Annotated in this window: 26 protein-coding genes; 20 read left to right on the forward strand and 6 right to left on the reverse strand. The window is 69.9% G+C overall.

Features of this window, described 5'->3' with window-relative positions; all coding sequences use genetic code 11:
* Window positions 1-190 precede the first annotated feature (190 nt).
* From aceA to ABIE38_RS12335, 9 genes are all read left to right on the forward strand, one after another.
* Window positions 191-1,480 (forward strand): isocitrate lyase, encoded by a 1,290-nt coding sequence (gene aceA, locus ABIE38_RS12295; protein WP_354056639.1) that lies wholly within the window; start codon window positions 191-193, stop codon window positions 1,478-1,480.
* Window positions 1,481-1,640: 160 nt separating this feature from the next.
* Window positions 1,641-2,561, forward strand: a complete 921-nt coding sequence (locus tag ABIE38_RS12300) for a 3-hydroxybutyryl-CoA dehydrogenase (protein WP_354056640.1) — start codon at window positions 1,641-1,643, stop codon at window positions 2,559-2,561.
* Between the two features lie 5 nt (window positions 2,562-2,566).
* Entirely contained in the window at window positions 2,567-4,867 is a 2,301-nt protein-coding gene (metE, locus tag ABIE38_RS12305) for a 5-methyltetrahydropteroyltriglutamate--homocysteine S-methyltransferase (RefSeq protein ID WP_354056642.1), read from the forward strand.
* Window positions 4,868-4,944: 77 nt separating this feature from the next.
* The gene (locus ABIE38_RS12310; RefSeq protein ID WP_354056644.1) at window positions 4,945-5,253 is read left to right on the forward strand and encodes a hypothetical protein; all 309 of its coding nucleotides are present in this window, start codon (window positions 4,945-4,947) and stop codon (window positions 5,251-5,253) included.
* Window positions 5,254-5,342: 89 nt separating this feature from the next.
* A complete protein-coding gene (locus ABIE38_RS12315; RefSeq protein WP_354056646.1) occupies window positions 5,343-6,551 on the forward strand; it encodes a DUF445 domain-containing protein in 1,209 nt (402 codons plus the stop codon).
* A gap of 147 nt (window positions 6,552-6,698) precedes the next feature.
* Window positions 6,699-7,220, forward strand: a complete 522-nt coding sequence (locus ABIE38_RS12320; RefSeq protein ID WP_187700505.1) for a helix-turn-helix domain-containing protein — start codon at window positions 6,699-6,701, stop codon at window positions 7,218-7,220.
* A gap of 79 nt (window positions 7,221-7,299) precedes the next feature.
* On the forward strand, window positions 7,300-8,412 hold the full coding sequence (locus tag ABIE38_RS12325) for a hypothetical protein (RefSeq protein WP_354056648.1): 1,113 nt from the start codon (window positions 7,300-7,302) through the stop codon (window positions 8,410-8,412).
* Between the two features lie 153 nt (window positions 8,413-8,565).
* Entirely contained in the window at window positions 8,566-8,847 is a 282-nt protein-coding gene (locus ABIE38_RS12330; RefSeq protein ID WP_354056650.1) for a DUF2516 family protein, read from the forward strand.
* A complete protein-coding gene (locus tag ABIE38_RS12335; protein ID WP_354056652.1) occupies window positions 8,844-9,554 on the forward strand; it encodes a MerR family transcriptional regulator in 711 nt (236 codons plus the stop codon). Before ABIE38_RS12330 ends, ABIE38_RS12335 begins: the two co-directional genes overlap by 4 nt.
* 6 nt (window positions 9,555-9,560) lie before the next feature.
* Here ABIE38_RS12335 and purU read toward each other — a convergent pair whose 3' ends face one another.
* Window positions 9,561-10,427 (reverse strand): formyltetrahydrofolate deformylase, encoded by an 867-nt coding sequence (gene purU, locus ABIE38_RS12340; RefSeq protein WP_182610499.1) that lies wholly within the window; start codon window positions 10,425-10,427, stop codon window positions 9,561-9,563.
* A 54-nt stretch (window positions 10,428-10,481) separates the two neighbouring features.
* Between purU and deoC the strand changes: the two genes are divergently transcribed.
* Window positions 10,482-11,183 carry a deoxyribose-phosphate aldolase gene (deoC, locus tag ABIE38_RS12345; protein WP_354056654.1) on the forward strand — a complete coding sequence of 234 codons (702 nt, stop codon included), beginning with the start codon at window positions 10,482-10,484 and terminating at the stop codon, window positions 11,181-11,183.
* A 30-nt stretch (window positions 11,184-11,213) separates the two neighbouring features.
* On the opposite strand, the gene ABIE38_RS12350 is transcribed toward deoC, so the two are convergent.
* The 4 genes from ABIE38_RS12350 to ABIE38_RS12365 form a co-directional block, all read right to left on the reverse strand.
* On the reverse strand, window positions 11,214-12,164 hold the full coding sequence (locus ABIE38_RS12350; protein WP_354056656.1) for an NADP-dependent oxidoreductase: 951 nt from the start codon (window positions 12,162-12,164) through the stop codon (window positions 11,214-11,216).
* A gap of 44 nt (window positions 12,165-12,208) precedes the next feature.
* Window positions 12,209-12,712, reverse strand: coding sequence for a metallophosphoesterase family protein (locus tag ABIE38_RS12355; RefSeq protein WP_354056658.1), 504 nt, complete (start codon window positions 12,710-12,712; stop codon window positions 12,209-12,211).
* Window positions 12,713-12,743: 31 nt separating this feature from the next.
* Window positions 12,744-13,580, reverse strand: a complete 837-nt coding sequence (locus ABIE38_RS12360; RefSeq protein WP_354056660.1) for an LmeA family phospholipid-binding protein — start codon at window positions 13,578-13,580, stop codon at window positions 12,744-12,746.
* Between the two features lie 145 nt (window positions 13,581-13,725).
* A complete protein-coding gene (locus tag ABIE38_RS12365; RefSeq protein ID WP_354056662.1) occupies window positions 13,726-14,226 on the reverse strand; it encodes a DUF2505 domain-containing protein in 501 nt (166 codons plus the stop codon).
* A gap of 39 nt (window positions 14,227-14,265) precedes the next feature.
* Here ABIE38_RS12365 and ABIE38_RS12370 point away from each other — a divergent pair, with 39 nt between their 5' ends.
* From ABIE38_RS12370 to ABIE38_RS12385, 4 genes are all read left to right on the forward strand, one after another.
* Window positions 14,266-15,450: a UDP-N-acetylmuramate dehydrogenase gene (locus ABIE38_RS12370; RefSeq protein ID WP_502914782.1), complete on the forward strand. Its 1,185-nt coding sequence runs from the start codon at window positions 14,266-14,268 to the stop codon at window positions 15,448-15,450.
* A 180-nt stretch (window positions 15,451-15,630) separates the two neighbouring features.
* Window positions 15,631-16,689: a membrane protein insertase YidC gene (gene yidC / locus ABIE38_RS12375; protein WP_354056663.1), complete on the forward strand. Its 1,059-nt coding sequence runs from the start codon at window positions 15,631-15,633 to the stop codon at window positions 16,687-16,689.
* Window positions 16,690-17,147: 458 nt separating this feature from the next.
* Window positions 17,148-18,734 carry an ATP-binding cassette domain-containing protein gene (locus ABIE38_RS12380; protein ID WP_354056664.1) on the forward strand — a complete coding sequence of 529 codons (1,587 nt, stop codon included), beginning with the start codon at window positions 17,148-17,150 and terminating at the stop codon, window positions 18,732-18,734.
* 45 nt (window positions 18,735-18,779) lie between these two features.
* Window positions 18,780-19,358 (forward strand): dihydrofolate reductase family protein, encoded by a 579-nt coding sequence (locus ABIE38_RS12385; RefSeq protein ID WP_354056666.1) that lies wholly within the window; start codon window positions 18,780-18,782, stop codon window positions 19,356-19,358.
* 52 nt (window positions 19,359-19,410) lie between these two features.
* Here ABIE38_RS12385 and ABIE38_RS12390 read toward each other — a convergent pair whose 3' ends face one another.
* Window positions 19,411-19,953 (reverse strand): ferritin, encoded by a 543-nt coding sequence (locus tag ABIE38_RS12390; RefSeq protein WP_502914783.1) that lies wholly within the window; start codon window positions 19,951-19,953, stop codon window positions 19,411-19,413.
* A gap of 509 nt (window positions 19,954-20,462) precedes the next feature.
* On the opposite strand from ABIE38_RS12390, the gene ABIE38_RS12395 reads away from it, so the two are divergent.
* From ABIE38_RS12395 to ABIE38_RS12420, 6 genes are read left to right on the forward strand one after another with little or no spacing between them, the layout of a single operon-like run.
* On the forward strand, window positions 20,463-21,170 hold the full coding sequence (locus ABIE38_RS12395) for an urease subunit beta (protein WP_354056667.1): 708 nt from the start codon (window positions 20,463-20,465) through the stop codon (window positions 21,168-21,170).
* Window positions 21,171-21,194: 24 nt separating this feature from the next.
* Complete coding sequence (gene ureC, locus ABIE38_RS12400) at window positions 21,195-22,910, forward strand: urease subunit alpha (protein WP_354056669.1); 1,716 nt, start codon at window positions 21,195-21,197, stop codon at window positions 22,908-22,910.
* A gap of 9 nt (window positions 22,911-22,919) precedes the next feature.
* Window positions 22,920-23,576, forward strand: coding sequence for an urease accessory protein UreG (gene ureG / locus ABIE38_RS12405; protein ID WP_354056671.1), 657 nt, complete (start codon window positions 22,920-22,922; stop codon window positions 23,574-23,576).
* Window positions 23,573-24,421: an urease accessory protein UreD gene (locus ABIE38_RS12410; RefSeq protein ID WP_354056673.1), complete on the forward strand. Its 849-nt coding sequence runs from the start codon at window positions 23,573-23,575 to the stop codon at window positions 24,419-24,421. The genes ureG and ABIE38_RS12410 overlap by 4 nt, the downstream gene beginning before the upstream one ends.
* A gap of 1 nt (window position 24,422) precedes the next feature.
* A complete protein-coding gene (locus ABIE38_RS12415; RefSeq protein WP_354056674.1) occupies window positions 24,423-25,010 on the forward strand; it encodes an urease accessory protein UreE in 588 nt (195 codons plus the stop codon).
* Window positions 25,000-25,689, forward strand: coding sequence for an urease accessory protein UreF (locus ABIE38_RS12420; RefSeq protein WP_354056676.1), 690 nt, complete (start codon window positions 25,000-25,002; stop codon window positions 25,687-25,689). The genes ABIE38_RS12415 and ABIE38_RS12420 overlap by 11 nt, the downstream gene beginning before the upstream one ends.
* Window positions 25,690-25,792 lie beyond the last annotated feature (103 nt).

Below are 25,792 nucleotides of genomic sequence, written 5' to 3' on the forward strand. Positions count from 1 at the left end.
CGGCTCCCGCGGGTCGGTGGTGTGCCCCACATTCTTCGCAAAGTTCGCAAGCAATGCAAGGAAACTCGCCAGATTCGCACAATTCCCAGGTAGACGGGCTGCGATGCGTGTGGCATTCTTTCCAGGTACAGGACGCCGCGCTCGCAATTGTGCGAAGCCGGGTCCGCCCCCGAGACAGAAAAGAGTCGCGATGTCGAACGTCGGCAAGGCACGTACCGCTGCAGAGATCCAGCAGGACTGGGACACCAATCCCCGCTGGAAGGGCATCACCCGCAACTACACCGCCGAGCAGGTGGCGGAGCTGCAGGGCACCGTCGTCGAGGAGCACACCCTCGCCCGCCGTGGCGCGGAGATCCTCTGGGACAAGGTCAACAACAAGGACTTCGTCAACTCCCTCGGCGCGCTGACCGGCAACCAGGCCGTCCAGCAGATCCGTGCCGGCCTCGAGGCCGTGTACCTCTCCGGCTGGCAGGTCGCCGGCGACGCCAACCTCTCGGGCCACACCTACCCGGACCAGTCGCTGTACCCGGCCAACTCGGTCCCGACCGTCGTGCGCCGCATCAACAACGCGCTGCTGCGCGCCGACGAGATCGCCCGCATCGAGGGTGACACCTCGGTGGAGAACTGGCTCGCCCCGATCGTCGCGGACGCCGAGGCCGGCTTCGGTGGCGCCCTCAACGCCTACGAGCTGCAGAAGGCCATGATCGCGGCCGGCGCCGCCGGTGTGCACTGGGAGGACCAGCTCGCGTCGGAGAAGAAGTGCGGCCACCTCGGTGGCAAGGTGCTCATCCCGACCAACCAGCACATCCGCACGCTGACCTCGGCCCGTCTCGCGGCCGACGTCGCGAACGTCCCGTCGGTCATCATCGCGCGCACCGACGCCGAGGCCGCCACGCTCATCACCTCCGATGTCGACGAGCGCGACCGCCCGTTCATCACCGGTGAGCGCACCGCCGAGGGCTTCTACAACGTGAAGAACGGCATCGAGCCCTGCATCGAGCGCGCCAAGGCCTACGCCCCGTTCTCCGACCTCATCTGGATGGAGACGGGTACGCCGGATCTCGAGTACGCCAAGCAGTTCGCCGAGGCCGTCAAGGCTGAGTTCCCGGACCAGCTCCTGGCCTACAACTGCTCGCCCTCCTTCAACTGGAAGGCGAACCTGGACGACGACACGATCGCCAAGTTCCAGAAGGAGCTCGGCGCGATGGGCTTCAAGTTCCAGTTCATCACCCTGGCCGGCTTCCACTCGCTCAACTACGGCATGTTCGATCTGGCCTACGGCTACGCCCGCAACCAGATGAGCGCGTTCGTCGAGCTGCAGGAGCGCGAGTTCAAGGCCGCCGAGGAGCGTGGCTTCACCGCCGTCAAGCACCAGCGTGAGGTCGGCGCCGGCTACTTCGACCGCATCGCCACCACGGTCGACCCCAACACGTCCACCGCGGCGCTCAAGGGCTCCACCGAGGAGGGTCAGTTCCACTGACCCCCCGGGTCGTCCTCGAGTAGGGCGACCAGCACGATGGCACCAACACACCGGGGGCCGTGGCCGTCTCCTCGAGGCGGCCCCGGCCCCCGGTCGTGTCGGCGCACCCCCGGGCCGATGCCCGGGCCGACCACCCGGTTCGAAGAAGGACGTGTCGCACATGCCCACCTCCCGCGAGGTAGCCCCGGGACAGGGGTCGATCAGCCGCGTGGGAGTGGTCGGTGCCGGTCAGATGGGGGCGGGGATCGCCGAGGTCTGCGCCCGCGCCCACGTCGACGTCCTGGTGTGGGAGGCCACCCGGGAGCTCGCCGCCGCAGGCCGGTCCCGCATCCTGGACTCCCTCGACCGGGGTGTGTCCTCCGGGAAGATCACCCGGCGCGAGCGTGACCAGGCCGCTCTGCGGCTGCGGTTCACCACCGACCTCGGGGACTTCGCCGATCGCCAGTTGGTGATCGAGGCGATCGTCGAGGACGAGGCGGCCAAGACGGCCGTGTTCCGTGAACTCGACGAGGTGGTCACCGATCCGGAGGCTGTCCTGGCCTCCAACACCTCCTCCATCCCGATCATGAAGCTCGGCACGTGCACCGCGCGGCCCCGGCGCGTGATCGGCATGCACTTCTTCAACCCCGTCCCCGTGCTCCCGCTGGTCGAGCTGGTGAGCACGCTGGAGACGGGGCAGTCCGTCCGCGAGCGCGCCGAGGGGTTCGCCGAACAGGTCCTGGGCAAGCAGGTGGTGCACGCCGCGGACCGGTCCGGAGCCGTGGTCAACGCGCTCCTCGTGCCCTTCCTGCTCTCGGCCATCAGGATGGCCGAGTCCGGGTTCGCCACCCCGGAGGACATCGACAGGGCCATGGTGCTGGGGTGCGCCCACCCGATGGGCCCGCTCTCCCTGGCCGACCTCGTGGGCCTGGACACGGTCAAGGCGATCGCCGACTCGATGTACACCGAGTTCCGCGAACCGCTGTACGCCCCGCCGCCCCTGTTGCTGCGCATGGTCGAGGCCGGACGGCTGGGGAAGAAGAGCGGCCACGGCTTCTATCGGTACGACGTCCCCCGCGTCGCTACCCGAGCCGCCCGCTGACCGCCGTGGCCCCGGAGCTCGAACGCTCGCACCTCGCTCTCAGCCGTGCGTCCAGCGTGCTGGGCTACCCGCGGATCGGTCCGCGCCGCGAGCTCAAGCGCGCGCTGGAGCGCTACTGGCACGGCGACGGCACCCGGTCGGAACTCCTCGCCGTGGGGCGCCGGATCCGGGAGTCGACCTGGCGGGAACTCCGCGAGACCGGGCTCACGCAGATCCCGGGCAACACCTTCTCCTTCTACGACCACGTCCTGGACGACGCCCTGCTGATCGGCGCCGTCCCGCACCGCTTCCGGGACCTGGTCCGCGATCTGTCCCCGCTGGATACCCAGTTCGCGCTCGCGCGCGGCCGTGCGGACGTGGCGCCGCTGGAACTGGTCGCCCTGCAGGGCACCCCGTATCACTACCGCCAGCCCGAGTTCGAGGACTCCTCCGTCCTGGGCCTGCGACCGGCGGAGTTGCTGGCGGAGGTCGCCCGCGCCCACGAGCTGGGGGTCGACATCCGGCCCGTGATCACCGGCCCGGTGTCGCTGCTGCTGCTGAGCAAGCCCGCACCCGGCGCCGCCCCCGGCTTCCGGCCGATCGCGCTGCTCGACCGGGTGCTCGAGCAGTACGAGGCGTTGCTGGAGGCGCTGTCGGGGGCGGGCGTGACCTGCGTGCAGTTCGACGAACCCTGCATGACCATGGAGCGCACGCCGACCGAGATCGAGCAGGTCCGGGATGCCTACGACCGGCTGTCGGCGTGCCCCACCCGCCCGCGGATCCTGGTCACGGGGCAGTACGGGGATCTGGCCGGGGCGCTGCCCGCGCTCGCGTCCACGGGGGTCGAGGCGATCGGTCTCGATCTCGTCCACGGGTACCGGCCCGCGGACGAACTCGCGGCGATCCCGGGACTGGCCGGTAAACGGCTCTACGCCGGGGTGGTCGACGGCCAGAACGTCTGGCGCACGGACAAGTTCGAGGTCCTGGACTACCTGAGGCAGCTCAAGGCCACCTTCGCCGATCTGGTGGTCTCGACGTCCTGCACGCTGCTCCACGTGCCCTACGACGTCGGGGCCGAGGAGGATCTCCCCGCGGAACTCGAGGACGCCCTCGCCTTCGCGCGGCAGAAGGTCGCGGAGGTGGTGTCACTGGCCGACGCGCTGGTGGACGGACCCACGCCGCGCTGGCGGCCCCTGCCGGTGCGGCCCAGTGCGCGCAGGGAGGACGTGCGTGCCAGGACGGCGTCGGTCGACGACGACGACAAGGTCCGCATGCCCTACGCGGAGCGGGCGCCCCTGCAGGCGGGGCGTCTGGGGCTGCCGATCCTCCCCACCGCGACCCTCGGGTCGTTCCCGCAGACGGTGCAGATCCGCCGGGCCCGCCGGGACCTGGCCGACGGCCGGATCGATTACGAGCGCTACTGCGGGTACCTGCGGGAGGAGATCGCCTCGGTGATCCGGCTGCAGGAGGACATCGGACTGGACGTCCTGGTGCACGGTGAGGTCGAGCGCAACGACATGGTGCAGTACTTCGCGGAACTGCTCGACGGGTTCGCCGCGACCCGGCACGGGTGGGTGCAGTCCTACGGGTCCCGCTGCGTGCGCCCGCCCATCCTGTACGGGGACGTGGCCCGGCCCGCGCCCATGACGGTCGAGTGGACGGGGTACGCGCAGACCCTCACCGACCGACCGGTCAAGGGGATGGTGACGGGGCCGGTGACGATGCTCGCCCGGTCCTTCTGTCGGACGGACCTCGCGCTGCCCGAGGTGGCCACCCAGCTGGCGCTGGTGATCCGCGACGAGGTGGCGGACCTCGAGGAGGCGGGGCTGGCGATCGTCCAGATCGACGAGCCGGCCATCCGCGAGCTGCTGCCGCGGCGCGGCGCCGACAGGCGCGCCTATCTCGAGTGGGCGGTGGGCACGTTCCGCCTGGCGTCGGCGGGTGCCCGGCCGGACACCCAGATCCACACGCACCTGAGCTACTCGTCGCTCCAGGTGATGAAGGAGGCGATCGAGGGGCTCGACGCGGACGTCACGGCGATCGTCGCGACCCGGTCGATCGACTGGGTCCTGGACGCCCTCACCGACCACACCCTCACGCGGCAGGTCGCCCCGGGGGTGTACGAGTCTCGATCCGGTTTCGTCCCGGACATCGACCTGCTGCACGAGAGGCTGCTCGAGGCGGTGGCGGCGGTGGGGGTGGACCGCCTCTGGGCGGTCCCGGACGGCGGGCTCAAGACCCGCTACACCTGGCAGTTGGAGCCGAGTCTGCGCAACCTGGTCACCGCGGCGCGACGAATCCGCCGGGCGGTTGCCCGCGGGACCTGAGGTTCCAATAGAATCGGGTCAAGCAACTCCCGGGCCGACGCGTCCGGGATCGGTAGTAGACGAAAGAGGACGACATCATGGCCGGTCAGACCCTCGAGCACACTGGTGCTGCCATCGTCGAGGAGTACTACCCGAAGTACGCGACCGAGGTGGCGCCCACCTACCCGCTGTACTCGACCGAGATCTACGCCGGTTCGGCCATCATGCTGCTGGCGATGAGCATGCTGGGTCTGCCCATCACGGCGCTCGCCTTCTACACCGACGACATGGACGTGTCCCTCGGCCTGGTCGTGGCCGCGGTCGTGGCCACCGTCATCGTCTTCGTCATCGGCCTCGCGGTGTGCATGATCGGGTTCCGCAAGTACGGACGCAAGGACGCACACTGACGCTCGACCCGGTCGCCGCGGCGGGCGGTTCCGCCCTGGTCGCGGGTGACCCGGCGACAGACGCGGAGCGCAGGGCCGCGCTCCGCCGCATGAAGCTGGTCGCGACGGGGTTCCTCGTCGTGGCCGGGATCATCTTCCTCTTCGCCGAGTACTCACTGTCGAACGGCGCCGGGGCCTGGGCCGGGTATGTGCGCGCGGCGTCCGAGGCGGGGATGATCGGTGGCCTCGCGGACTGGTTCGCGGTCACCGCGCTGTTCCGCCACCCCTTGCGGATCCCCATCCCCCACACGGCGCTGATCCGCAAGAAGAAGGACCAGCTGGGGACCTCGCTGGGAACCTTCGTCGGCGAGAATTTCCTCGATCCCGAGATGGTGAGCGAGAAGGTCCGCGGTGCCCGGATCCCCGCGCGGGCGGGCGAATGGCTCCAGGAGGAGGACCACCGTGCGATCGCCTCGGACCAGGCGGCCAAGGCGATCCGGTCCGTCCTGGCGGTGCTGCGTGACGAGGACGCCACGGCGATCATCGAGCGGACCATCGTCGCTCGCATCGCGGAGCCGAAGTGGGGACCGCCCGCTGGTCGGATCCTGGCCGAGCTCCTCGATGAGGGCCGCCACCTGCCACTCCTCGACCTCATGGCCGACCGCACCCACGGGTGGGTCGAGGCCAACCCGGAGACCATCGACCGCTGGGTCCGCGAGAAGGCGCCCACCTGGGCGCCGCAGTTCGTCAACGAGCTGCTCTCCGACCGCGCGTACCGCGAGCTGCGCGAGTGGACCTGGCAGATCAAGGTGGACAAGCAGCACGCGGTCCGTCTGGCCCTGATCGGGTTCGTCGAGGACTTCGCCCGCGACCTCCAGCAGGACCCGGCCACGATGGACAAGCTCGAGATCTTCAAGGCGGAGGTGATGAACCGCGAGGAGGTCCGTCGGGCCGCGGCCTCCGCCTGGACGGCGGCCAAGCGGATGATCGTCGAGGCGACCGAGGACTCCTCCTCGACCCTCCGGGTGAAGATCGACGACCTCCTGCGCCGGTTGGCCGACCTGCTGGTCGACGACGAGAAGGTCCGTGCGCGCCTCGACGACTACATGACCCGCACCGCTGCGTACGTGGCCGTGAACTATGCCGGCGAGGTGACCTCGATCATCGCCGATACCGTCGAGCGGTGGGACGCCGACGAGGCGTCCGAGAAGATCGAGCTGCTCGCCGGTAAGGACCTGCAGTTCATCCGCATCAACGGCACCCTCGTCGGTGCCCTCGTCGGCGTGATCATCCACCAGTTCACCCTGCTCGTCTTCTGACCTGCTCGTTTCCTGACGCGGGCCCTCATCAGGCGCGCCGCGACCCTGTGACCCATCACACCGCTCCTACCGCTTGCTGCAGCTAGCACTCGTTGCTAGCGTTGTCTCCAGACGACGTGAGACGCACGGCGAGAGGAGGTGGACTCCATGGCCGAGAAACGTGGCCGGGAGACCGGCAGGAAGCCCGGGTCCACCGCCGCGCAGGCGGTCGAACCGACCGCCGCGACCCTCGCGCGGAGGGCCAAGCCGACCGGCGAGGTCCCCCGTCACGACGACGTCGCCCCACAGGGCGACGACGACAAGCGCATCTCCGAGTCGCAGGACATCGGGTCGTTCATCCGCGCGCAGCGGGAGGCCGCCGAGGTGTCCATCCGGCAGCTCGCCGAGCGTGCCGGCGTCTCCAATCCGTATCTGAGTCAGATCGAGCGTGGGCTGCGCAAGCCGTCCGCGGAGGTGCTGGGTCAGATCGCACGAGGTCTGAGGTTGTCCGCCGAGGTGCTCTACGCCCGCGCCGGGATCCTCGAGCTGAAGGAGGGGAGTCCGGTGAGGGACGCCATCCTCACCGCGCCCGACCTCACCGAGCGTCAGAGGGAGGTGCTCGTGGAGATCTACGAGTCGTTCCGAACGAACAACGCGACCGCCGCCGAACAGGTCGTCGACGTGCATTGAGCCCGTCCGACGGCGCCCCCGTGGGGCCACGTCACATCCCACCCCGCCACACCTGCATGACAACGATCAAGGAGCCGACATGAGCCAGAAGAAGCCCGTTTCCAAGAAGACCCCCGCCCAGGCCGCCGCCGCGCAGGCCGAGTCGCAGGCCAACCCCAAGGACAACGCACCCAGCGGCCCGCTGGGCCAGGCGCTGTCCGCCGTGCGTACCCCGGTCTACGCCTATGTGGGCGTCAACGACCTCGCGGTCCAGGCCGTGTCCGGTCTGGTCTCGGACCTCCGTCGTCGCGCGGAGGAGGCCGTCACCGACGCCCAGACCAAGGTGAACGAGCGCGTGTCCGATGTGCAGAACCGGGTGACCGAGCGCGTGGCCGACGTGCAGAACCGCGTCACCGAGGTCCCCGATCGCGTGCAGGCGCTGCCGGCCGAGGTCGAGGAGCTGGTCAACCGGTTCCGCCCCGAGGAGCTGCGGAAGGTCGCCGACGCCTACGTCGAGGTCGCGGCCGGGATCTACGGTGGGCTCGCCGCCCGTGGCGAGGACGTGGTGTCCCGCCTGCGCGAGGAGAACCCGCAGCTCGAGGCCGGCCTGGCCCGCGTCAACGAGCAGGTCGCCCGCGCCGCCGGCGCCATGGAGGAGCAGGTCGAGCTGGGCGAGGACGCGCTCGGCACGGTCGCCCGCCAGACCCGCTCGATCGGCGTGAAGGCCGCGGGGCGCGTGTCCAAGGCCGCCCGTCAGGCCGCCGAGGAGGCAGGAACCGCCGCCGACAAGGCCGCCGACAAGGTCGAGGACGCCGCGTACGCCGCCTCGGACGAGGTCCAGAGCGGTGCCGCCAAGGTCGAGGCCCAGGCGGCCCAGGCCAAGAAGGCGACCGCGAAGAAGGCCCCGGCCAAGAAGGCTCCCGCGAAGAAGGCCCCGGCGAAGAAGGCCCCGGCCAAGAGCGCCTCGAAGTCGACGGCCTCCAAGTCGACCACGGCCTCCAAGTCGACCACGGCGTCGAAGTCGGCGTCGACCTCGGCGACCAAGTCGACCCCGGCCGCCAAGACGGCATCGACCTCGGCGACCAAGTCGACCTCCGGGTCGGCGTCGGGCTCGACCTCGGGTTCGGGCTCGGCCGGCACGCCGTCGTCGTCCTCGACGAGCAAGTCCTCGTCGTCGTCGGCCGACAAGTCGTCCGACTCCGACAGCAAGTGAGTCACCGCGGCTGAGGCCGCAGGCAACCGCCCCCGGCCCGCTCTCCTCGAGCGGGCCGGGGGCGGCTCTCGTCACGGGACCACCGGCCCCCTCAACTCCACGCCGTGAACATCGATGGCGGGGGTGTCGGATGCGCCGACTACACTGGTGGCCGTGATAGAAGCATTGCCCGGAACCTGGGGCCTCATCCAGTTGGCGATACAGGCGGCCCTCGTGGCGTGGGCGCTCGTCGGCCTGGTGTTGGCGGTCCTTCCTCCCGCGTCGGCGTACTCGATGGAGGGGAAGTGGCCCAAGCCGGCCTGGATCGGCATCTGCGCCGGTGCCGCCCTCTTCTTCGCGATCCGGCCGTTCGGGATCCTCGGAATCGTGGCGATGGTGGCGGTCGGGGTGTTCTTCGCCGACGTCAGGCCGGCCGTCGGCGGCAGACGCAGGTGAGTTCCAGGGGGTCCGCGCCGCTGCAGCGCATCGAGGAGCTGGCGGAGACCTCCGGCGCGACCGTTCGTAATATCCGCGTTTACCAGGAACGCGGGTTGCTCCAGCCGCCCATCCGCCAGGGCCGGACCGCACTCTACGGGCCGGATCACCGCAGTCGGCTCGACCTGATCCTGCGCCTGCTCAACCGGGGTTACACGTTCGCCACGATCGAGGAACTGCTCATCGCCGAGCGGCACGGGTTCACCCTCGCCGAGTTGCTCGAGGTCGAGAGCGTGCGGGGAGAGCGCCGGCCCACCGGGTCCCGACGGCGACTCACCCGGGCGGAATCCCAGGCGGTCGCCTCGTTCGACATGCCCGAGGAGTTGATCGACGTGGGGGAGTCCCTCGGCCTGATCACCGAACCGGGAGCCGCCGACCACTTCTTCTCCGACGTCTACATGGCCGATCTCCTGCGTGACCTGATCGTCCTCGGCGTGGACGAGGAGGGGATCGAGAAGATCGGGCGCCTGTTCATGGAGGGACAGAGCCGGGCCGCGGAGGCGTTCACCGTTCTGGTGGAGACCGTCCGCGGGGCGGGGATGGACCAGGCGGTACTCGAGAAGCGGGTCCGGTCGATTCTCCCCCGGGCCGGCGCGGCCGCCCGGTTGATCTTCCTCTCGGCCGCCGAGACGCAGCTCACCGAGCGCCACGGGTTCTCCCGGGGCTGAGCCTCGTCAGGTGAACACGACGGTCCGGGCGTCGTGGACGAGGACGCGGTCCTCGAGGTGCCACCGCAGTCCGCGGGCCAGCACCAGCTTCTCGGCGTCGCGGCCCTGCCGGACCATGTCCTGCACCGTCGCGGCGTGGTCGACGCGGATGACGTCCTGCTCGATGATCGGCCCCTCGTCGAGGTCTGCGGTGACGTAGTGGCAGGTCGCCCCGATGAGCTTGACCCCCCGGATGTGCGCCTGGTGATACGGGCGCGCCCCCACGAAGCTCGGCAGGAAGCTGTGATGGATGTTCAGGGCGCGACCGGCCCAGCGGGAGCACAGGTCGTCCGGCAGGACCTGCATGAAGCGGGCCAGGACGATCGCGTGCGGGTCGATGTCGTCGACGATCGAGGACACCTCGGCGAACGCGGGGCCCCGCTCGGCCGGATCCGCAGGGAACGGCACGTGATGGAAGGGGATTCCGTGAGCCTCCGTCATCCCCCGCAGGGTGTCGTGGTTGCCGATCACGGCGCGGATGCGGGCGGGGAAGTCCCCGCTGTCCACCCGGCCCATGAGGTCGTGCAGGCAGTGCCCCTCCTTGGACACCAGGACGACGATGTCCTTCGGCTCCGTGGAGTCGGCGATGTTCCAGTCCGTCTCCGGGCCGAGCTCGGCGGCCACCCGTGAGAATCGACGGCGCAGTTCGTCGAGATCCATCCCGATCGACTCGGCGTCCACGGACTGCCGGGTGAAGAACCAGCGGGAGTTCTCGTCCGCGTGGTAGGCCGCCTCCACGATGGTGCCGCCGAGCTCGGCGAGGAACGTGGCGATGCGGGCAACGATGCCGATGCGGTCGGGGCAACCCAGCGTGAGGACGTAGCGGCGTGACATGAACGGTCATTGTGCCAGCAGGGGGTGTGGGGCAGCCCCGCTAGGCTGGCCGGCATGGACGCCACGCCACAGATTCAGCTGACCCGCGCTCGCATCGCGGCGATGATCGACCACACGTTGCTCTCCCCGGACGCCTCCCGCGAGGACGTGCAGGCCTGTGTGGACGAGGCCCGCGCTCTCGGGGTCAAGGCGGTGTGCGTGAGCCCGGCGATGCTCCCGGTGCGGGCGGAGGGCCTGACGGTGGCGACCGTAGCCGGCTTCCCCTCCGGGAAACACCACGCGTTGGTCAAGGCCATGGAGGGGCGGCTGGCGGTGGATCAGGGCGCCGTCGAGGTGGACATGGTGATCGACGTCGGCGCGGCGATCGCCGGCCTGGTGGACGAGGTGATGGCCGACGTGCTGACGATGCGCGACGCCGTGCCCCCGCCCACCGTGATCAAGGTGATCCTGGAGACCGCCGCGATCCACCGGGCGCTGGGCGAGGAGGCAGGGGACCGGCGGATCGAGGAGCTGTGCCACGCCGTCGCGCGCGCGGGGGCGGACATGGTCAAGACCTCCACCGGTTTCCACCCCGCCGGCGGCGCCAGAGCGCGTGCGGTCGCCGCCATGCACCGGGCGGTGGGCGGGCAGCTCGGGATCAAGGCCTCGGGTGGGATCCGCGACGCCGACACCGCCCGCGCCATGATCTCCGCGGGCGCCACCCGACTGGGGCTGAGCGGCAGCCGCGCGGTGCTCGAGGGGTTCCCGGAGAGCTGACCCCGCCGGCGCCGCTCTCCGGGCCGGGCCTCAGTCGGTGGTGAGCACCATCTTGCCGGTGGTCCGGCCGGTCTCCCCGCGCCGGTGCGCCTCCGCGGCCTGCTCGAGGGGGAAGACCTCGGAGACGGTGGCCCGCAGTGCGCCCTGGTCCACCAACTCGGTGACGGAGACGAGGTCGTGTCGGGAGGCGTCGACGAGCATCCGGATCGCGCGGACGCCCAGTTCGTCGGCCTCGCGGAAGAAGTCGTCCGACCCCACCGGCAGGATCGACACCACGATCCCGCCGGGCCGCAGGGTGCGCAGTGAACGCGTGGACGTGTCTCCGCCGATCGTGTCCAGCACGGCGTCCACGTCGCTGACGGCCTCGGCGACGTCCACCTCGCGGTAGTCGATCGCCTCGTCCACGCCCAGCTCCCGCAGGTAGTCGTGCTTGCCGGCGCTGGCGGTGCCGATCACGTACGCGCCGCGGGCCTTGGCGATCTGGACCGCCACGTGCCCCACCCCGCCGGCCGCGGCGTGGATCAGTACCCGCTGACCGGGCGTGATGTCGGCGTACTCCACGAGCGCCTGCCATGCCGTCAGCGAGACCAGCGGCAGCGCGGCGGCCTGGACATGGTCGAGGGAGGCGGGCTTGGGGGCGAACCAGGCCGCGGGCGCGGCCACGTAATCGGCGTGCGCGCCGTGCCCGAACGGGTAGGAGAGCATGCCGAAGACCTCGTCGCCGGGGGCGAACCGGGCCACCCCGATGCCGACCGCCTCGACGACCCCGGACAGGTCCCAGCCGAGCACGAACGGCGGCGTCCCGAGGAACCCGCCGTTCCCGCGGTGTTTCCAGTCGGTGGGGTTGACGCTGGTGGCCCGGACGCGCACCAGGACCTCGTTGGTCCGCGGCTCGGGGCGAGGGTGTTCGGAGACGACGAGGACGTCCGGATCGCCGAGGGAGTGCTGGGTCACGGCACGCATGGTGGGTCGGTTGGTCATACACCCCAGGGTGGCAGAATCCGCCGGCCGCCGCCCGGCGCCACCTACCGGCCCGGCGGAAGCTGGTGCAGTTCGACCTCACCCACCACGCCGTCGGCGAGGGTGGCGGTCATGAAGGTGCAGTACGGCTGCCGACGGCGGTCGGTCGGGGACCCCGGGTTGAGCAACCGCAAGCCGCTCGACGCCGTGGTGTCCCACGGGATGTGCGAGTGACCGAACACCAGGACGTCGGTGTCCGGATAGGCCTCGCCCATGCGCCTGTCCCGGCCCGCTGACGGCCCGGTCTCGTGCACCACCGCCAGCCGCACCCCCTCGAGGGTCACGCGCGCCACCTCGGGCAACCGGGCGCGCAACTCGGGTCCGTCGTTGTTACCCCAGCACGCGACCAACCGGCTCGAGCGTTGCTCCACCGCGTCGAGCAGTGCCACGTCCATCCAGTCGCCCGCGTGGACCACCACGTCCGCGCCGTCGACCTCGTCCCACACCCGGGGCGGGAGATCGCGGGCGCGCGTCGGGACATGGGTGTCGGCGATGATCAGCAGGCGCATGGGCCCAGTGTGCCGCGCGGCAGGGAGCCGGCTACCGGGTCGACTCCAACACGACGTCGCGTCCGCTGAGGTCGACGACCATGCCGCCCGGGACCACGCGTACCCCTGTCAGCTGGACACCCTCGGGCAGTTCGGCGAGAGCGGAGTCCATCATCGAGACGGTGCCGCCGAGCAGCTCGGGCGGCAGCGCGAAGCCGAGGATCGACGCCTGCGACGGATCCATCTCCAGATTTCCGCCGATCAACCGGGGGGTCACGACCGCCTCGGCGAGGCCGCTGATGGAGACACGGAGCGTGCCCGAGGCCGGGTCCGAGACGATCTCCTGCACCTGGATCAGACCGCCGAGCATGCTGTCGCCGGCGGAGTCCTGCTGCGCGGCGGTGGACATGGCCTGGTCGGAGACGAAGGCGGTCCCGGTCAGCGAGTCCACGTAGGTGAGGTCGTCGGCCGAGCTGACCCCCTCGGCGGTGATGTCGATCGCGGGAGCGGGCCCGCCTCCGCCTTCTGCCGGGCTGCCGTCGGTGGTGATGCGGACGGTGCCCAGGTCACCGCCGAAATACGACAGGATCACCGGGCGCGCGCCCAACTCGACCTGCGCCGGGCTGCCGAGAGAGGCCGTGACCTCCTCCTGGATCCGGTTCTCGATCGCGTTGCGGGTGCCGAACTCGAGCCCCACCACCCCGGCCACCAGGCCGATCACGGCGATCGCGGCGATCAGGGCGATCATCGGGCCGCGACGTCTCCCGCCGGTGTCGCCGTTGTCAGACCGGTCACCTGCCGGTGCAGTGGCGAACTGCTGGGTCTCGGCGTGCTGGACGCCGGGTCGGTCGTGGGCGGGGAGTCGCTGGGTGTCGTGCCGCGGGTGCATTCCGCCAATTGTCGCCGATGCCGGCCCGGATCGCAGAACCCGAGGTCAGCGCCGCGCCAGGCCGCAGGTCTGCGCGGTGTCAGAACCGGGTCGGCGCCGTGCCGACGCGGTGTCAGAACCGGGTCGGCGCCGTGCCGACGCGGTGTCAGCGGGCGGCGGTCCAGCGGTTGAGGTGCTGCGTCTCGGCGTCGAAGAACCGGGTGAGGTGCGACACCACCAGCTTCTCCAGCTTGCCGCCCAGCAGTGGGACGGACACCTTGACCTGGCCTGTCGCCGACTCCACCACCACGCCACCCTGGGAGACGGCCTCCGAGCCGCCGTCGATGACGCCCAGCCCGCCGGCCGCCTCCGCGCGGGCGGAACTCGAGAACCGATCGCCGTCGAAGTCGGCGTAGGTGGTGGTCCGCACGATGATCAACCGGCCGGGCAGGACCTTGCGGGCCACATCCGGGATGTCCTCGTCCGGGATGTGCTGGGTCAGCGTCACCGTGGTGGAGTCCCCGGTGGTCTCGAACGCGTCGAGGGTGTCGTGGGGGCTGCCGATGGCGGCCATGCGGTCGTGCCAGAAGGCCTCGTCGCCGTACGAGCTGAACACGGTCTCGAGGTGGGCGTCGATGTGGGCCGAGTGGGAGAAGCGGGTCGCCATGGGGTCAAACCCTACAAGGGGGCGGTTACTCTCGGACGCGTGCTCCCGCCCTCCTCCGATCGCCGCACCGCTGACCACGCCGACGACGTGATCCGCGGGTTGTCCGCCGTGGCCGGTCTCCGCGTGGTCCCCGACCCCCGCCTGGCCGATCTCACCACCCTGCGCATCGGTGGTCGCCCCCACGCCCTGGTCGAGTGCGAGACGGCCGACGCGGTCACGGCCGCGGTCGGCGCCCTCGATGCCGCCGGCGTTCCGGTCCTCGTGCTGGGCGGCGGGTCGAACCTGGTGGTCGCCGGTGGCCACCTCGACATGGTGGTGGTGGCCGTCCGCAATCGCGAGATCGGATACCGCGAGGCGGACGCGGGCGGCGCCGGCGGAGCGGGCACGGGCGACGCCGGTGGGATCATCGTCCGCGCCGGCGCCGGACTGACCTGGGACGACCTCGTCGCGGACACGGTCGGCCGCGGCTACGGCGGGCTCGAGTGCCTCTCCGGTATCCCCGGCTCGGTGGGCGCGACCCCGGTCCAGAACGTGGGGGCCTACGGCGTCGAGGTGGCCCAGGTGCTGCACCGCGTGCGCTGGTACGACCGCGCCGCCGGGACCGACGAGTGGGTCGAGCCCGCCGCCCTCGGGCTGGCCTACCGCACCTCGGTGCTCAAGAACACGGGGACCGCCGTGGTCCTGGAGGTGGATTTCCGGCTGGATGCCGCCGGTCGCAGCGAGCCGATCCGCTACGCGGAACTCGCCGGCCGACTGGGCGTCGCGCCGGGGGAGCGGGCCGACCCCGCCGTGGTGCGCCGCACCGTGCTCGAGCTGCGCCGCGGGAAGGGGATGGTGCTCGACGACGACGACGCCGACACCTGGAGCGCCGGCTCCTTCTTCACCAACCCGGTGGTCCCCGAGGACCGACTCCCCACGGTGCGGTCCCGGGTCACGGAGCGGCTGGGGGCCGAGCAGGCCGGGCAGATGCCCGCGTTCGCGGCGGCGGGAGGGGTCAAACTCTCCGCGGGTTGGCTGATCGAGCGGGCCGGGTTCGGCAAGGGGCACCCCTCGTCGTCGTCGCCCGCCCGGCTGTCCACCAAACACACGCTGGCGCTGACCAACAGGGGCTCGGCCACCGCCGACGACGTGATCGCGCTGGCGCGCGAGGTTCGCGACGGCGTCTTCGAGGCGTTCGGAGTGGAGTTGCATCCCGAGCCGGTGTGGGTGGGCTGCAGCATCTGACGCTGCTCGACCTCACGCCGGCCACGAACCCGCTGCTCACGCTGTCGCTTCCCACCCCGGCCCCCACCGTTCGCGCTGACCCTGGCACGCTGGGGGGCGGCCTTCTAGTCTTGACCCGGCCTGTTCCGCCCCACCCCGCGCGCCCGCTCCGGCGCCACCGTCCCATCTGGAGATTCGCCCGTGGACCTCTTCGCGTATCCGGTGTCGCTCGTCATGAAGTTCTGGCACTGGGTGCTGAGCTTCGTCGTGGACCCCGGTTCCGGAGTGGCCTGGGTGGGCTCCGTGCTGTTGCTGGTCGTGACGGTGCGGCTGCTGCTCATGCGGTCGATGTACCGGCAGCAGTACTCCATGCGCAAGATGGCGCAGATCGCCCCCAAGATGAAGGAGCTGCAGAACAAGTACAAGGACCGCAAGACCCCAGAGGACCGCCAGGAGCAGGCCAAGGAGATGCAGGCCCTGTACGCGGACGCCGGGGTCAATCCCGCCGCCGGGTGCCTGCCGCTGCTCGTGCAGATCCCGGTGTTCCTGGGGTTGTACTACGTGCTGCTCAACTTCTCGCCGCGTGGGGTGTCGATCGAAGAGGCCTCGACCATGACCAACGGGGCGTTCGGCCCCGACCAGGTCGCCTCGTTCCTCAACGCCGAGATCTTCGGCGTTCCGCTTGCCTCGTACATCCGGATGCCGCAGGACGTCATGGACTCCCTGCACCCCGGGCTCGTGCGCGAGGACATCCTCATGCTGGCCGTGCCGCTGTTCGTGCTGGCCGGCATCGCCACCTTCATCAACATGTGGAACTCCTTCCGCCGACAGAAGGCGGCCAAGGCGGCCGAGCAGGACGCGATCGCGCAGGTCGACGCCGAGGAGAAGGCGGGCGGCCCGGTCGTCGACGGCGAGGTGCTCGAGGTCGACGGCGAGAAGCCCGCAGCCCCCGCGCCCGCCACCACCGGCGCCGCGGGAGCCGGGGCGGGCTCCGCGGCCGCGGGCAAGCCGCAGGACTTCCAGTCGATCGCCGAATCCATGACCGAGTCGATGAACCAGTCGATGAAGATCATGATGTACCTGTTCCCCTTCTTCCCGATCGTGGGCGCGTACTTCTTCAACTTCCCCATCGCGATCGGTATCTACTGGCTCACCAACAACATCTGGACCGCGGTGCAGTCGCACTTCTTCATGGAGAAGCTCGAGAAGGAGCTGCCGATGACCAGCCGCGAAGGCCTCCCCCCCAGCGCGTTCATGTGAGCCAGGCCCACTAGCCCCGCCACGCCCCGCCCAGCCCCGCCACGCCCAGCCCCGCCACGCCCCGCGCCGTATGGACCGCCCCCAGTGGTCGCACTGATCGCGCCCGTGGTCGCAGCTGGCGAGGCGATCAGGCCGATTTCCCGCGATAGCTGCGACCAGTATCCGGGCCGGGGCTCGCCTGCTCTCCGCACCGGGTTGGTCCCATCAGTCGCGAGGGGCCCGGCGAGTCGTCGGATCACGCGCTATGTCGGCTCCCAGCCCAGCGAGCTCGACCGTCCAGCCCTTGCCTCCGGTCTCGCCCGGGCGCAAGTTGCACAACGGAAGTCGGCAAGCGCACGGCGCGATTGCGGGGATACCCGCGGGCGCGGGTGCCAGCCGAGAACTCGACACGAGGAGCCGCAGGACAGTGATCGACCCCAGGTGAGACCCGGCCCACCCGCCACCTCCCTGGAGCATTCATGTCTTCCCTCGTCCTGTCGGACGTCGCCTATGCGTTTCCCGACGACACCACTCTCTTCACCGGGCTCGACCTCACGGTGCACCCCGGTCTGACCTCGCTGGTGGGCCGCAACGGCGCCGGTAAGTCCACGCTGCTGCGCGTCATCGCGGGGGAGTTGTCACCCTCCGCCGGGTCGATCTCCGTCGACGGCGAACCCGCTCGCGCGCCCACGGTCGCGTACCTGCCGCAGCTGCTCGTCGACGCCTCGCCTGGCCGCACCCTCGCCGACGAACTCTCGGTAGGCCCGCAGCTCGCGGCGCTGCGTCGGATCGAGGCGGGAGAGGGCGACGACGACGACTTCGCACGCATCGGTGATGACTGGTCCGTCGCCGAACGGACCCTCGCGCTGCTGGACGAGTTGGGCCTGCCCGCCGACTTGACCAGACCCGTGAGCGAGCTGTCCGGCGGGGAGCGCACGCTCGCGGCGGTGGCGGGTCGGCTCCTGGGGCAGCCCGAGGTGCTGCTCCTGGACGAGCCGACCAACAACCTCGACCGACCGGCCCGGGCCAGGTTGTTCGCGGCGCTCGAGAGGTTCGTTTCCGCAGGGCGGCGGGTCGCGGTGGTGGTGAGCCACGACCTGGAGCTGCTCGAAAGGGTCGATGCGACGGTGGAGCTGCGGTCCGGACGTTGTCGATCGTTCGGTGGGCCGTACTCGCTGTACCGGGAGGTCGCCGATTCCGAACAGTCTGCTGCGGTGCAGTCGCTGGCGGGCGCCCGCAACGGGCTGCGCGCAGAGAAGCGGGACAGGGTCGAGGGGACGGAGAAGGCGAACCGCCGACTCGCGCAGGGGCGTCGGGTGCAGGCCGCCGGCGGAATGCCCAAAATACTCATGAACGCACGTCGCAGGTCCGCCCAGGAGTCCGCGGGCAGACTCCGCGCGGTGCACGAGCACGGAGTCGAGCAGGCGCGCGCGCGGATGCAGGACGCCGCCGCCGCCGTCCGCCGCGAGGAGTTGTTGCGGATTCCGATGCCCGACCCGGGGCTGCCGCCCGGGCGGATCGTGCTTGACGCTCTCGATCCGGTCGCCGGGCGCATTCACCTGACAGGGCCTGCGAGGATACGGCTCGCCGGCCCCAACGGCAGTGGCAAGACCACGTTGCTCCGGCGCCTGTTCGGAGACGGGTCCGCCGGAGCTGGCGACGACGAGGCGGCGCACGTGCCCTGGGCTCTGCTGCCGCAGGATCTGCGGGTCGATCATCCCGACAGGTCGGTGGTGGACGCGATCCGGGCGGTGCGCCCCGATGCCGATCCCGAGCAGGCCCACGCCCACGCGGCGCGGATGCTGTTCACCGGGGAGGCCGGGTTCCGCCGCCTCGCCGAGCTCTCCGGTGGCGAACGCCTGCGCGCGGCGCTGGCGGCGCGGTTGTTCGCGCGGCCGGTTCCGCAGTTGCTGATCCTGGACGAACCCACCAACAACCTCGACCTCGCCGGCGTGGAGGTGCTCGCCGACGCACTCGCACAGTGGCGCGGGGCCCTGCTCCTGGTGAGCCACGACGACGGATTCTGTGACCGGGTGGGGGTGGACGATGTGATCCGGCTCGGCTGACCCCACCCAACTTCACCTGATCGCAGACCACGGAGGGACTCACCCATGCGCAAGCTCATCTACTACATCGCCGTCACTGCCGACGGGTTCATCGCGGACCCCGATGGGCGGACGGACTTCTTCCCGCTCGAAGGCGACCACATGGCCTGGCTCATCGAGCACTACCCGGAGACGATCCCCGGCCACGTCCGCGGCGCGATCGGGCTAGCGGGGACCGCCCCACGGGTGTTCGACACGGTTCTGCTTGGCCGGTCCACCCATCAGGTCGCGGTCGACGAGGGGCTGGCCAGCGGCTACCCGCACCTGCGCCAGTACGTGGTGACGCACCGGCCGGACGACCTGCCGGCCGAGGAGGGGCTCACGGCGTCGGACGAGGACCCCGTCACGCTGGTCCGCCGACTCAAGGCGGAGAGCTCCCCGCTCGACATCTGGCTCTGCGGCGGCGGGGAGCTGGCAGCCGAGTTGATGGACGAGATCGACGAGTTCAGGCTCAAGGTCAACCCGGTGGTGATCGGCCAGGGGCGACCACTCATCGCCGGGTCCACCGGGGCGCGGGCCCTGGTCACGCACCGGCGGATCGGGTTCGACAGCGGGGTGGGCTACGTGGAGTACACCCGCGCCTGACCCACCTGCACCTGCCCCGCCCGCTGCCGGTCGCCGGGCCCGGTGTGTCCGGTCAGACGGCGCCGCCGGCCACCGCGGGCGGGGTGCCGGTGTTGGTGGAGGTGTCGGTCTCCCGAGCGAGGTACTCCTCGATGCGGAACCAGTCGTTGTCCGCGCGCTCGGCGATCGCCACCAGGGTGCTCATGTTGGCGACCTCCTCGACCTGCTCACGCAGGAACCACAGCATGAACTGCTCGCCCAGCGGGTCGGACTCGGCGCGTGCGGCCTGGAACATCGACTCGATCTGACGGGTGACCTGCTTCTCCTGCTCGAGCGCGGAGCGCAGGGCGGCGACGGGGCCCTCGAACTCCGCCTGCGGACCGGGTACGGCCGGGATGGTCACCGGGATGTCGCGGTCGAGCATGTACTGGACCATCATCATGGCGTGGTTCCGCTCGCCGAGGCTGTGCTGGTAGAAACGCCCGGCGAGCTGGGGCAGGTCCTTGGCGTCGGCCCACACGGCGATCGCGATGTACTGCTGGCTCGCGGCGAACTCGTGACCGACCTGCGCGGACAGGAGCTCGGTGAACGACGACGACTTCTTGGCCATGATCATGGCACCCTTCCTCTCGGGGGACCTCGACGGGTGTCGAGGTTCGCCCGGGGCATGTTGCGCCCCAGGGGTCCCAGAGTAGGGCTGGCGACAGCGTTTCACCAGGTCAGTAAGCCTAACCGAACATCGGTAAGCCTGGCCTTGTCGGTGATTCCGCCGGCGGGACCCGCTCCGGCGAGGAGATCGGACGGTCACGGGTCCGGGTCGTCGGCGGGTGCCGCTCCTCGTCGTGGACACCGTTCACCGCTGGGTTCGCAGGGCCCGGGGCGAGCGGTTCTCGTGCCCCCGGCCATCGGTGCTGATGAGTGATTCTTTGCGGCGAGGTTAACGAGATAGCGGTCGAGACTCCGCCCGACCCCCGCAGTGTGTCGCGATTGTTTCAATCAATTGACATTTGGCCTGCACGGGTGATTCACCTTGATCTGTTCACCCGCGGTGGACAATGATCACTGGCAACGCCGAATCGTATGAGAGCGGCTTGGCCCGAATTGCAGTAGTGGAGGAGATGTGCAGTGCACTTGACCCCTAAGGAAGAGGATCGACTTCTCCTTTTTCTCGCTGCGGAGTTGGCCCGACGCCACAGGGGCAAAGGCCTCAGGCTCAGTTATCCGGAGGCCCGCGCGTTGATCGCGGACGAGGTGGTCGAGGCCGCGCGAGCCGGCTCGACCGTCGCCGAAGCCGCTCACATCGGAGCCCACCTGCTCACCGAGGACGATCTGCTCCCGGGAGTCGCGGATCTCGTGGGCACCGTCCAGGTGGAGGGGTTCTTCGACGACGGTCAGAAGCTGGTCACCATCCACGATCCCATCCGGCCGGGGACCCGGTCGGACCCGGCCGAGGCCGAGGTGACACCTGGCGAGATCCTCGTGGAAGACGGTGAGATCGAACTGAACAGCGGGCGCGGCACGTCGACGTTGTCGGTGGTCAACACCGGTGATCGGCCCATCCAGGTGGGCTCGCACTTCCACTTCTTCGAGGTGAATCGCGCCCTGTCCTTCGACCGTCGCGAGGCGTACGGGATGCACCTCGACATCGCGTCCGGCACGGCGGTCCGATTCGAACCCGGCGAGGAGCGAGAGGTCCGGCTGACGGATTTCGGCGGGACCCGGGAGTTGTACGGGCTCAACGATATGACCAACGAGGCGCTGCGCGACCACCCGTCGGACGACCTGATGGACGCTCTCGACTCCGCCGGATTCCTCGACTCCACGACCTCCTGACATTCACGCGAAGGGAACTACTCGATGTCTATTCGCGTATCGCGACAACACTATGCGGAATTGTTCGGTCCCACCACGGGGGACCGCGTACGACTCGCCGACACGGAATTGCTCGCCCGCGTCGAGGCTGACGACACCGTGTACGGAGACGAATCCGTATTCGGTGGCGGTAAGACCATGCGTGAAGGAATGGCGGTCCACAATTCCATCACCAATGCCGAGGGTGCTCTCGACTTCGTCATCACCAATGCACTTCTCATCGACCCGGTTCTGGGTATTCGGAAAACGGATATAGGGGTGAGAAACGGCAGAATCGCGGGGATAGGTAAATCGGGGAACCCGAGACTGATGGACGGTGTCCACCCCGACCTCGTCATCGGGGCCGGCACGGACGTCCGGTCGGGCGAGGGGATGATCGTCACTCCCGGGGCGATCGACGTGCACGTTCACTTCGACAGCGTCGGCCTTGTCGAGGAAGCCGTCTCCAGCGGGATCACCACCATGATCGGCGGCGGATTGGGACCGGTCACCGTCGGGATCACCAGTTCCGGGCCGACGAATCTGTCCCGGATGCTCCGGGCCGTGGAGCAGTTCCCGGTCAATTTCGGGTTCCTGGCCAACGGCAGCGCCGCGCACACGGCGCCTCTCATCGAACAGGGCCTCGCGGGTGCCATCGGCTACAAGATCCACGAGGACTGGGGCGCGACACCGGCCGCCATACGGGCCTCTCTCGACGCGGGCGACGAACTGGGTCTGCAGGTACAGATCCACTCCGACACCCTCAACGAGGCGGGGTTCTTCGAGGACACCATGCGGGCCATCGCGGGTCGCCCGATCCACACCTACCACGCAGAGGGCGCGGGCGGCGGTCACGCCCCGGACATCATGCAGGTCGTCGGCGAATCCCATTGCCTGCCGTCCTCCACCAACCCGACCAATCCCTACACGATCAACACGTTCGACGAGCACCTCGACATGGTGATGGTCTGCCACCACCTCAACCCCCGGATCCCGGAGGACGTCGCGTTCGCCGAATCCCGCATCCGGCGCGAGACCATCGCCGCGGAGGACGTGCTCCACGACATCGGCGCGATCTCGGCGATGGGGTCGGACTCGCAGGGTATGGGCCGGATAGGGGAGACCATCGCTCGGACGTGGCAGCTCGCCTCCCACATGCGCGCGACCCGGGGAGCACTGCCGGAGGACTCCGGCACCGGCGCTGACAACCACCGCATCCTGCGTTATCTGGCCAAGATCACCATCAATCCGGCCCGCATGTTCGGGATCGACCACGAGGTGGGCTCACTCGAGACCGGCAAGCTCGCCGACTTCGTGATGTGGGAACCGAAGTTCTTCGGCATCCGGCCCGAGGTCGTGTTCAAGGGCGGATTCCCCACGTGGTCCGTCATGGGAGAGGCGAACGCCTCGCTCATGACGTGTGAGCCCCTCAAGTACCGACCCCAGTGGGCGGCGTTCGGCAAGACCCCGGCCGATGTATCGGTCAACTTCGTCGCCGGCGCCGCGATCGACGACGGTCTGGGCGACCGGCTCGGACTGGATACGCCCCTGGTCCCGTGCATCGACGCGCGGTCCAAGACCAAGAGCGATCTCCTGCACAACGACTACTGCCCCGATATCCGGATCGATCCGGACACCTACCGGGTCGAAGTGGACGGAGAGCACTGCACCAGCACCCCCATGTCGACCGTCCCACTCGGACGCAGATACACCATCAAATAGGAGATCACCATGGCCGAAGCTATTCGTATCGGTATCGGCGGACCGGTCGGCTCGGGAAAGACCCGGCTTCTCGAGCGCCTGCTCCCGATGTTCCGGGAGGCGGGCATCGACACCGCGGTCATCACCAACGACCTCCAGACCGACGAGGACGCGCAGCGCGTGCGCCGCAGCGGTCTCATCGATCCCGACCGTGTTCTCGCCGTGGAGACCGGCGCCTGCCCGCACACGGCGATCAGGGAGGACCCCTCCGCCAACCTCACGGCGGTCGCCCAGCTCGAGGCGGCGTTCCCCGGCCTCCGGGTCGTCCTCATCGAATCGGGCGGCGACAACCTGGCGGCGACGTTCACCTCGGACCTCGTCGACTACTGGATCTTCGTCATCGACACGGCGGCAGGCGACGACATCCCGCGGAAGAAGGGGATCGGGATGCTCCAGGCGGACCTCCTGGTGATCAACAAGATCGACCTCGCCCCGCTCGTCGGGGCGGACCTCGGGCGGATGCGGTCGGATGTGGAACTCGCCCGCCCGGGCCGGCCGTCGATATTCACCGACCTCCGCTCCGGTGCGGGTCTCGACGAGGTGTTCGGGACACTCGTTCGTGGCGCGATGGTGGGTGTCCCGGCGGGGCACGGCGCGCCGGCGGACCACATGTCCTCCGCGCCGTGAGCCTCCCGGGAGCCGACAGCACCACGCGGAGCCTGTTGGACTGCGCTCTGGTGCGTGGGCGCACGGGCAGGACCCAGATCGCCTCGCTGCACCAGCAGTTCCCTCAGCGCATCACCGTGCCGATGTACGCGGACCCGGAGAACACGTCGGCGGCGTTCCTGTGCATCCAGAACCCGACCGGCGGGGTGTTCCCCGGGGACGACCTCGTCACCCGCATCACCACCGGCGACGACACGCACCTCTACCTCACCTCCCAGTCGGCAACCCAGGTCTTCGCCGGAGGCGAGGGGGCGTCGCAGACCACGACGATCGACATCGGCGCTGGCTCAGTGGTCGAGTTCGACTCCAAGACGGTCATCCCCCACGCCGATTCGAGCTATCGCCAGGTCACCGAGGTGAGTGTGCGGGATTCGTCGGTGTACATCGGCTGGGAGGCGTTCGCCTCGGGCCGGATCGGCCACGGTGAGCGCTTCGCCTACCGCTCGCTCACCGCCCGGTCGGACGTACTCCTCGGCGGCAGGCTCACGGCGCGGGACACCGTTCATCTGACTCCCCTCGAGAGCGATCCGAGGGGCCCCGGCGTACTGGGCGGACACGACTATGTGGCGACGATGCTCGTCGTGGCCCCCGGGCACGACCTCTCCGGGCTCGTGGGGGACGTCCACGCCGCGCTGGACGCGACCCCGGGTGTCAGCGGGGCGGCGAGCGCGCTTCCCGATGACGTCGGCCTATCGGTTCGACTCCTGGCGCACCGCGCCCCGCTCCTCCACCGGGTCCACCAGGAACTCCGGAACATGGCCCGACGATCGGTTCTCCGACTCGGACCGCTCGAGACAAGGATGTGACATGGAAGCAACCACGATTCTCGGCCACGTCACCGATCCCGGGTACGCACGTCGATCGGTTGACCCCGTCCTGGTCCCCTGGGGCGACGCACGCAAGCACCGGCAGGTACTCACGACCGTCGGCGGCCTGCAGCTGTCGGTGACCCTCCCCCGGGGCACCTTCCTGGCAGATGGGGCTGTGATCGCCGACGACGGGACGACCATCGTCGCCATCTCCCGGCCGGCCGAGCAGGCCGTGGTGGTGGACTTCGCGGACAACGTGGGCGTCGACGCGGTCCGGCGGGCGCTGGTCTTCGGCTACGTCCTCGGAAACCAGCACGCGCCGTTGGAGGTCTCTGCAGATCAGTTGCGTACCCCTCTCATGACCAGTGCCGGCACCGCCGAGGAGATGCTGCGCAGTCTGCAGCTGAACGGTCGGGTCGACACCGTCGCCCTGGCCGCGAACGGGTGGACCAACACGTCGGCCGACCATCACCACAGCCACAGCCACAGCCACAGCCACAGCCAAGACAACAGTCACAGCCACAGCGGCGGCGAGCGCCACGACTCGGGCCACTCCCATTCCCACGGGCACGAGCATGACCACTGATCCGCTCCAGGCCGACCTGGCCTGGCTCCAACTCCACGACAGCGCCTTCCCCTCGGGGCGTTTCGTCCACTCGAACGGCCTGGAGGCGTGGTTAGCGCTGCATCCGGACGCCGCGGAAGCGGAGATCCACGCCGCGGTCCGCGCGTACATCCGGGGGAGCGTGGCGACCCTCGACGCCGTCGTCCTCGGTCACGCCTGGCTCGCGGACTCGACGGACGCCCTCGTCGAACTCGACCACCTGGATCGGGCTCACAAGATCACCCGCGCGGCCCGGGTCTCGTCCGAGTCGTGCGGGGGGCAGCTCGCCACCGTGGCGCGGCGGGTTCTCGGCGTGGTCGCGGGCAGCGACTACCTCGGCCGGGTGGTCGCCGGGCGCAGCCCCGGCAACCTGGCGGTCGTCGACGGCGTCGTCCAACGCGCGCTCGGCATCGATCGCGCACGGTCGATCGCGGGCGCGATCCGTTCGAGCTACTCCGGCCTGCTCTCGGCGGCGGTGCGCCTCGGACGACTGGGTCCGATGCGCGCGCAGCAGCTGCTCTTCGACGACACCGCGTGGATCGCGGACCTCGCACGCACCGCCGAATGTGCGCCACTCGCGACGGTGTCCTCTTTCGTCCCCGAGCTGGAGATCGCCGCGATGCGGCACGAGACCGCGTCCGCCCGCCTGTTCAGTACCTAGCTCCCTCCCCAGCCCTCCCTCTCCCGACTGTCCGGACTCGAACAGCGAGCCGGGTTTGTAGTTACCGCTCTGCACCACTCACCGCTCCGCACCCGAAAGGCAC

It is taken from the genome of Dietzia sp. 2505 (assembly GCF_040546785.1).
Classification (GTDB): domain Bacteria; phylum Actinomycetota; class Actinomycetes; order Mycobacteriales; family Mycobacteriaceae; genus Dietzia.

Bases quoted from the DNA above. Each gene is read 5' to 3' on its own strand.
- aceA (WP_354056639.1), top strand. From the start codon at position 191: ATGTCGAACGTCGGCAAGGCACGTACCGCTGCAGAGATCCAGCAGGAC.
- ABIE38_RS12300 (WP_354056640.1), top strand. From the start codon at position 1,641: ATGCCCACCTCCCGCGAGGTAGCCCCGGGACAGGGGTCGATCAGCCGC.
- ABIE38_RS12310 (WP_354056644.1), top strand. From the start codon at position 4,945: ATGGCCGGTCAGACCCTCGAGCACACTGGTGCTGCCATCGTCGAGGAG.
- ABIE38_RS12315 (WP_354056646.1), top strand. From the start codon at position 5,343: ATGAAGCTGGTCGCGACGGGGTTCCTCGTCGTGGCCGGGATCATCTTC.
- ABIE38_RS12320 (WP_187700505.1), top strand. From the start codon at position 6,699: ATGGCCGAGAAACGTGGCCGGGAGACCGGCAGGAAGCCCGGGTCCACC.
- ABIE38_RS12325 (WP_354056648.1), top strand. From the start codon at position 7,300: ATGAGCCAGAAGAAGCCCGTTTCCAAGAAGACCCCCGCCCAGGCCGCC.
- purU (WP_182610499.1), bottom strand. From the start codon at position 10,427: ATGTCACGCCGCTACGTCCTCACGCTGGGTTGCCCCGACCGCATCGGC.
- deoC (WP_354056654.1), top strand. From the start codon at position 10,482: ATGGACGCCACGCCACAGATTCAGCTGACCCGCGCTCGCATCGCGGCG.
- ABIE38_RS12350 (WP_354056656.1), bottom strand. From the start codon at position 12,164: ATGACCAACCGACCCACCATGCGTGCCGTGACCCAGCACTCCCTCGGC.
- ABIE38_RS12355 (WP_354056658.1), bottom strand. From the start codon at position 12,712: ATGCGCCTGCTGATCATCGCCGACACCCATGTCCCGACGCGCGCCCGC.
- ABIE38_RS12360 (WP_354056660.1), bottom strand. From the start codon at position 13,580: ATGCACCCGCGGCACGACACCCAGCGACTCCCCGCCCACGACCGACCC.
- ABIE38_RS12365 (WP_354056662.1), bottom strand. From the start codon at position 14,226: ATGGCGACCCGCTTCTCCCACTCGGCCCACATCGACGCCCACCTCGAG.
- ABIE38_RS12380 (WP_354056664.1), top strand. From the start codon at position 17,148: ATGTCTTCCCTCGTCCTGTCGGACGTCGCCTATGCGTTTCCCGACGAC.
- ABIE38_RS12385 (WP_354056666.1), top strand. From the start codon at position 18,780: ATGCGCAAGCTCATCTACTACATCGCCGTCACTGCCGACGGGTTCATC.
- ABIE38_RS12390 (WP_502914783.1), bottom strand. From the start codon at position 19,953: ATGATCATGGCCAAGAAGTCGTCGTCGTTCACCGAGCTCCTGTCCGCG.
- ureC (WP_354056669.1), top strand. From the start codon at position 21,195: ATGTCTATTCGCGTATCGCGACAACACTATGCGGAATTGTTCGGTCCC.
- ureG (WP_354056671.1), top strand. From the start codon at position 22,920: ATGGCCGAAGCTATTCGTATCGGTATCGGCGGACCGGTCGGCTCGGGA.
- ABIE38_RS12415 (WP_354056674.1), top strand. From the start codon at position 24,423: ATGGAAGCAACCACGATTCTCGGCCACGTCACCGATCCCGGGTACGCA.
- ABIE38_RS12420 (WP_354056676.1), top strand. From the start codon at position 25,000: ATGACCACTGATCCGCTCCAGGCCGACCTGGCCTGGCTCCAACTCCAC.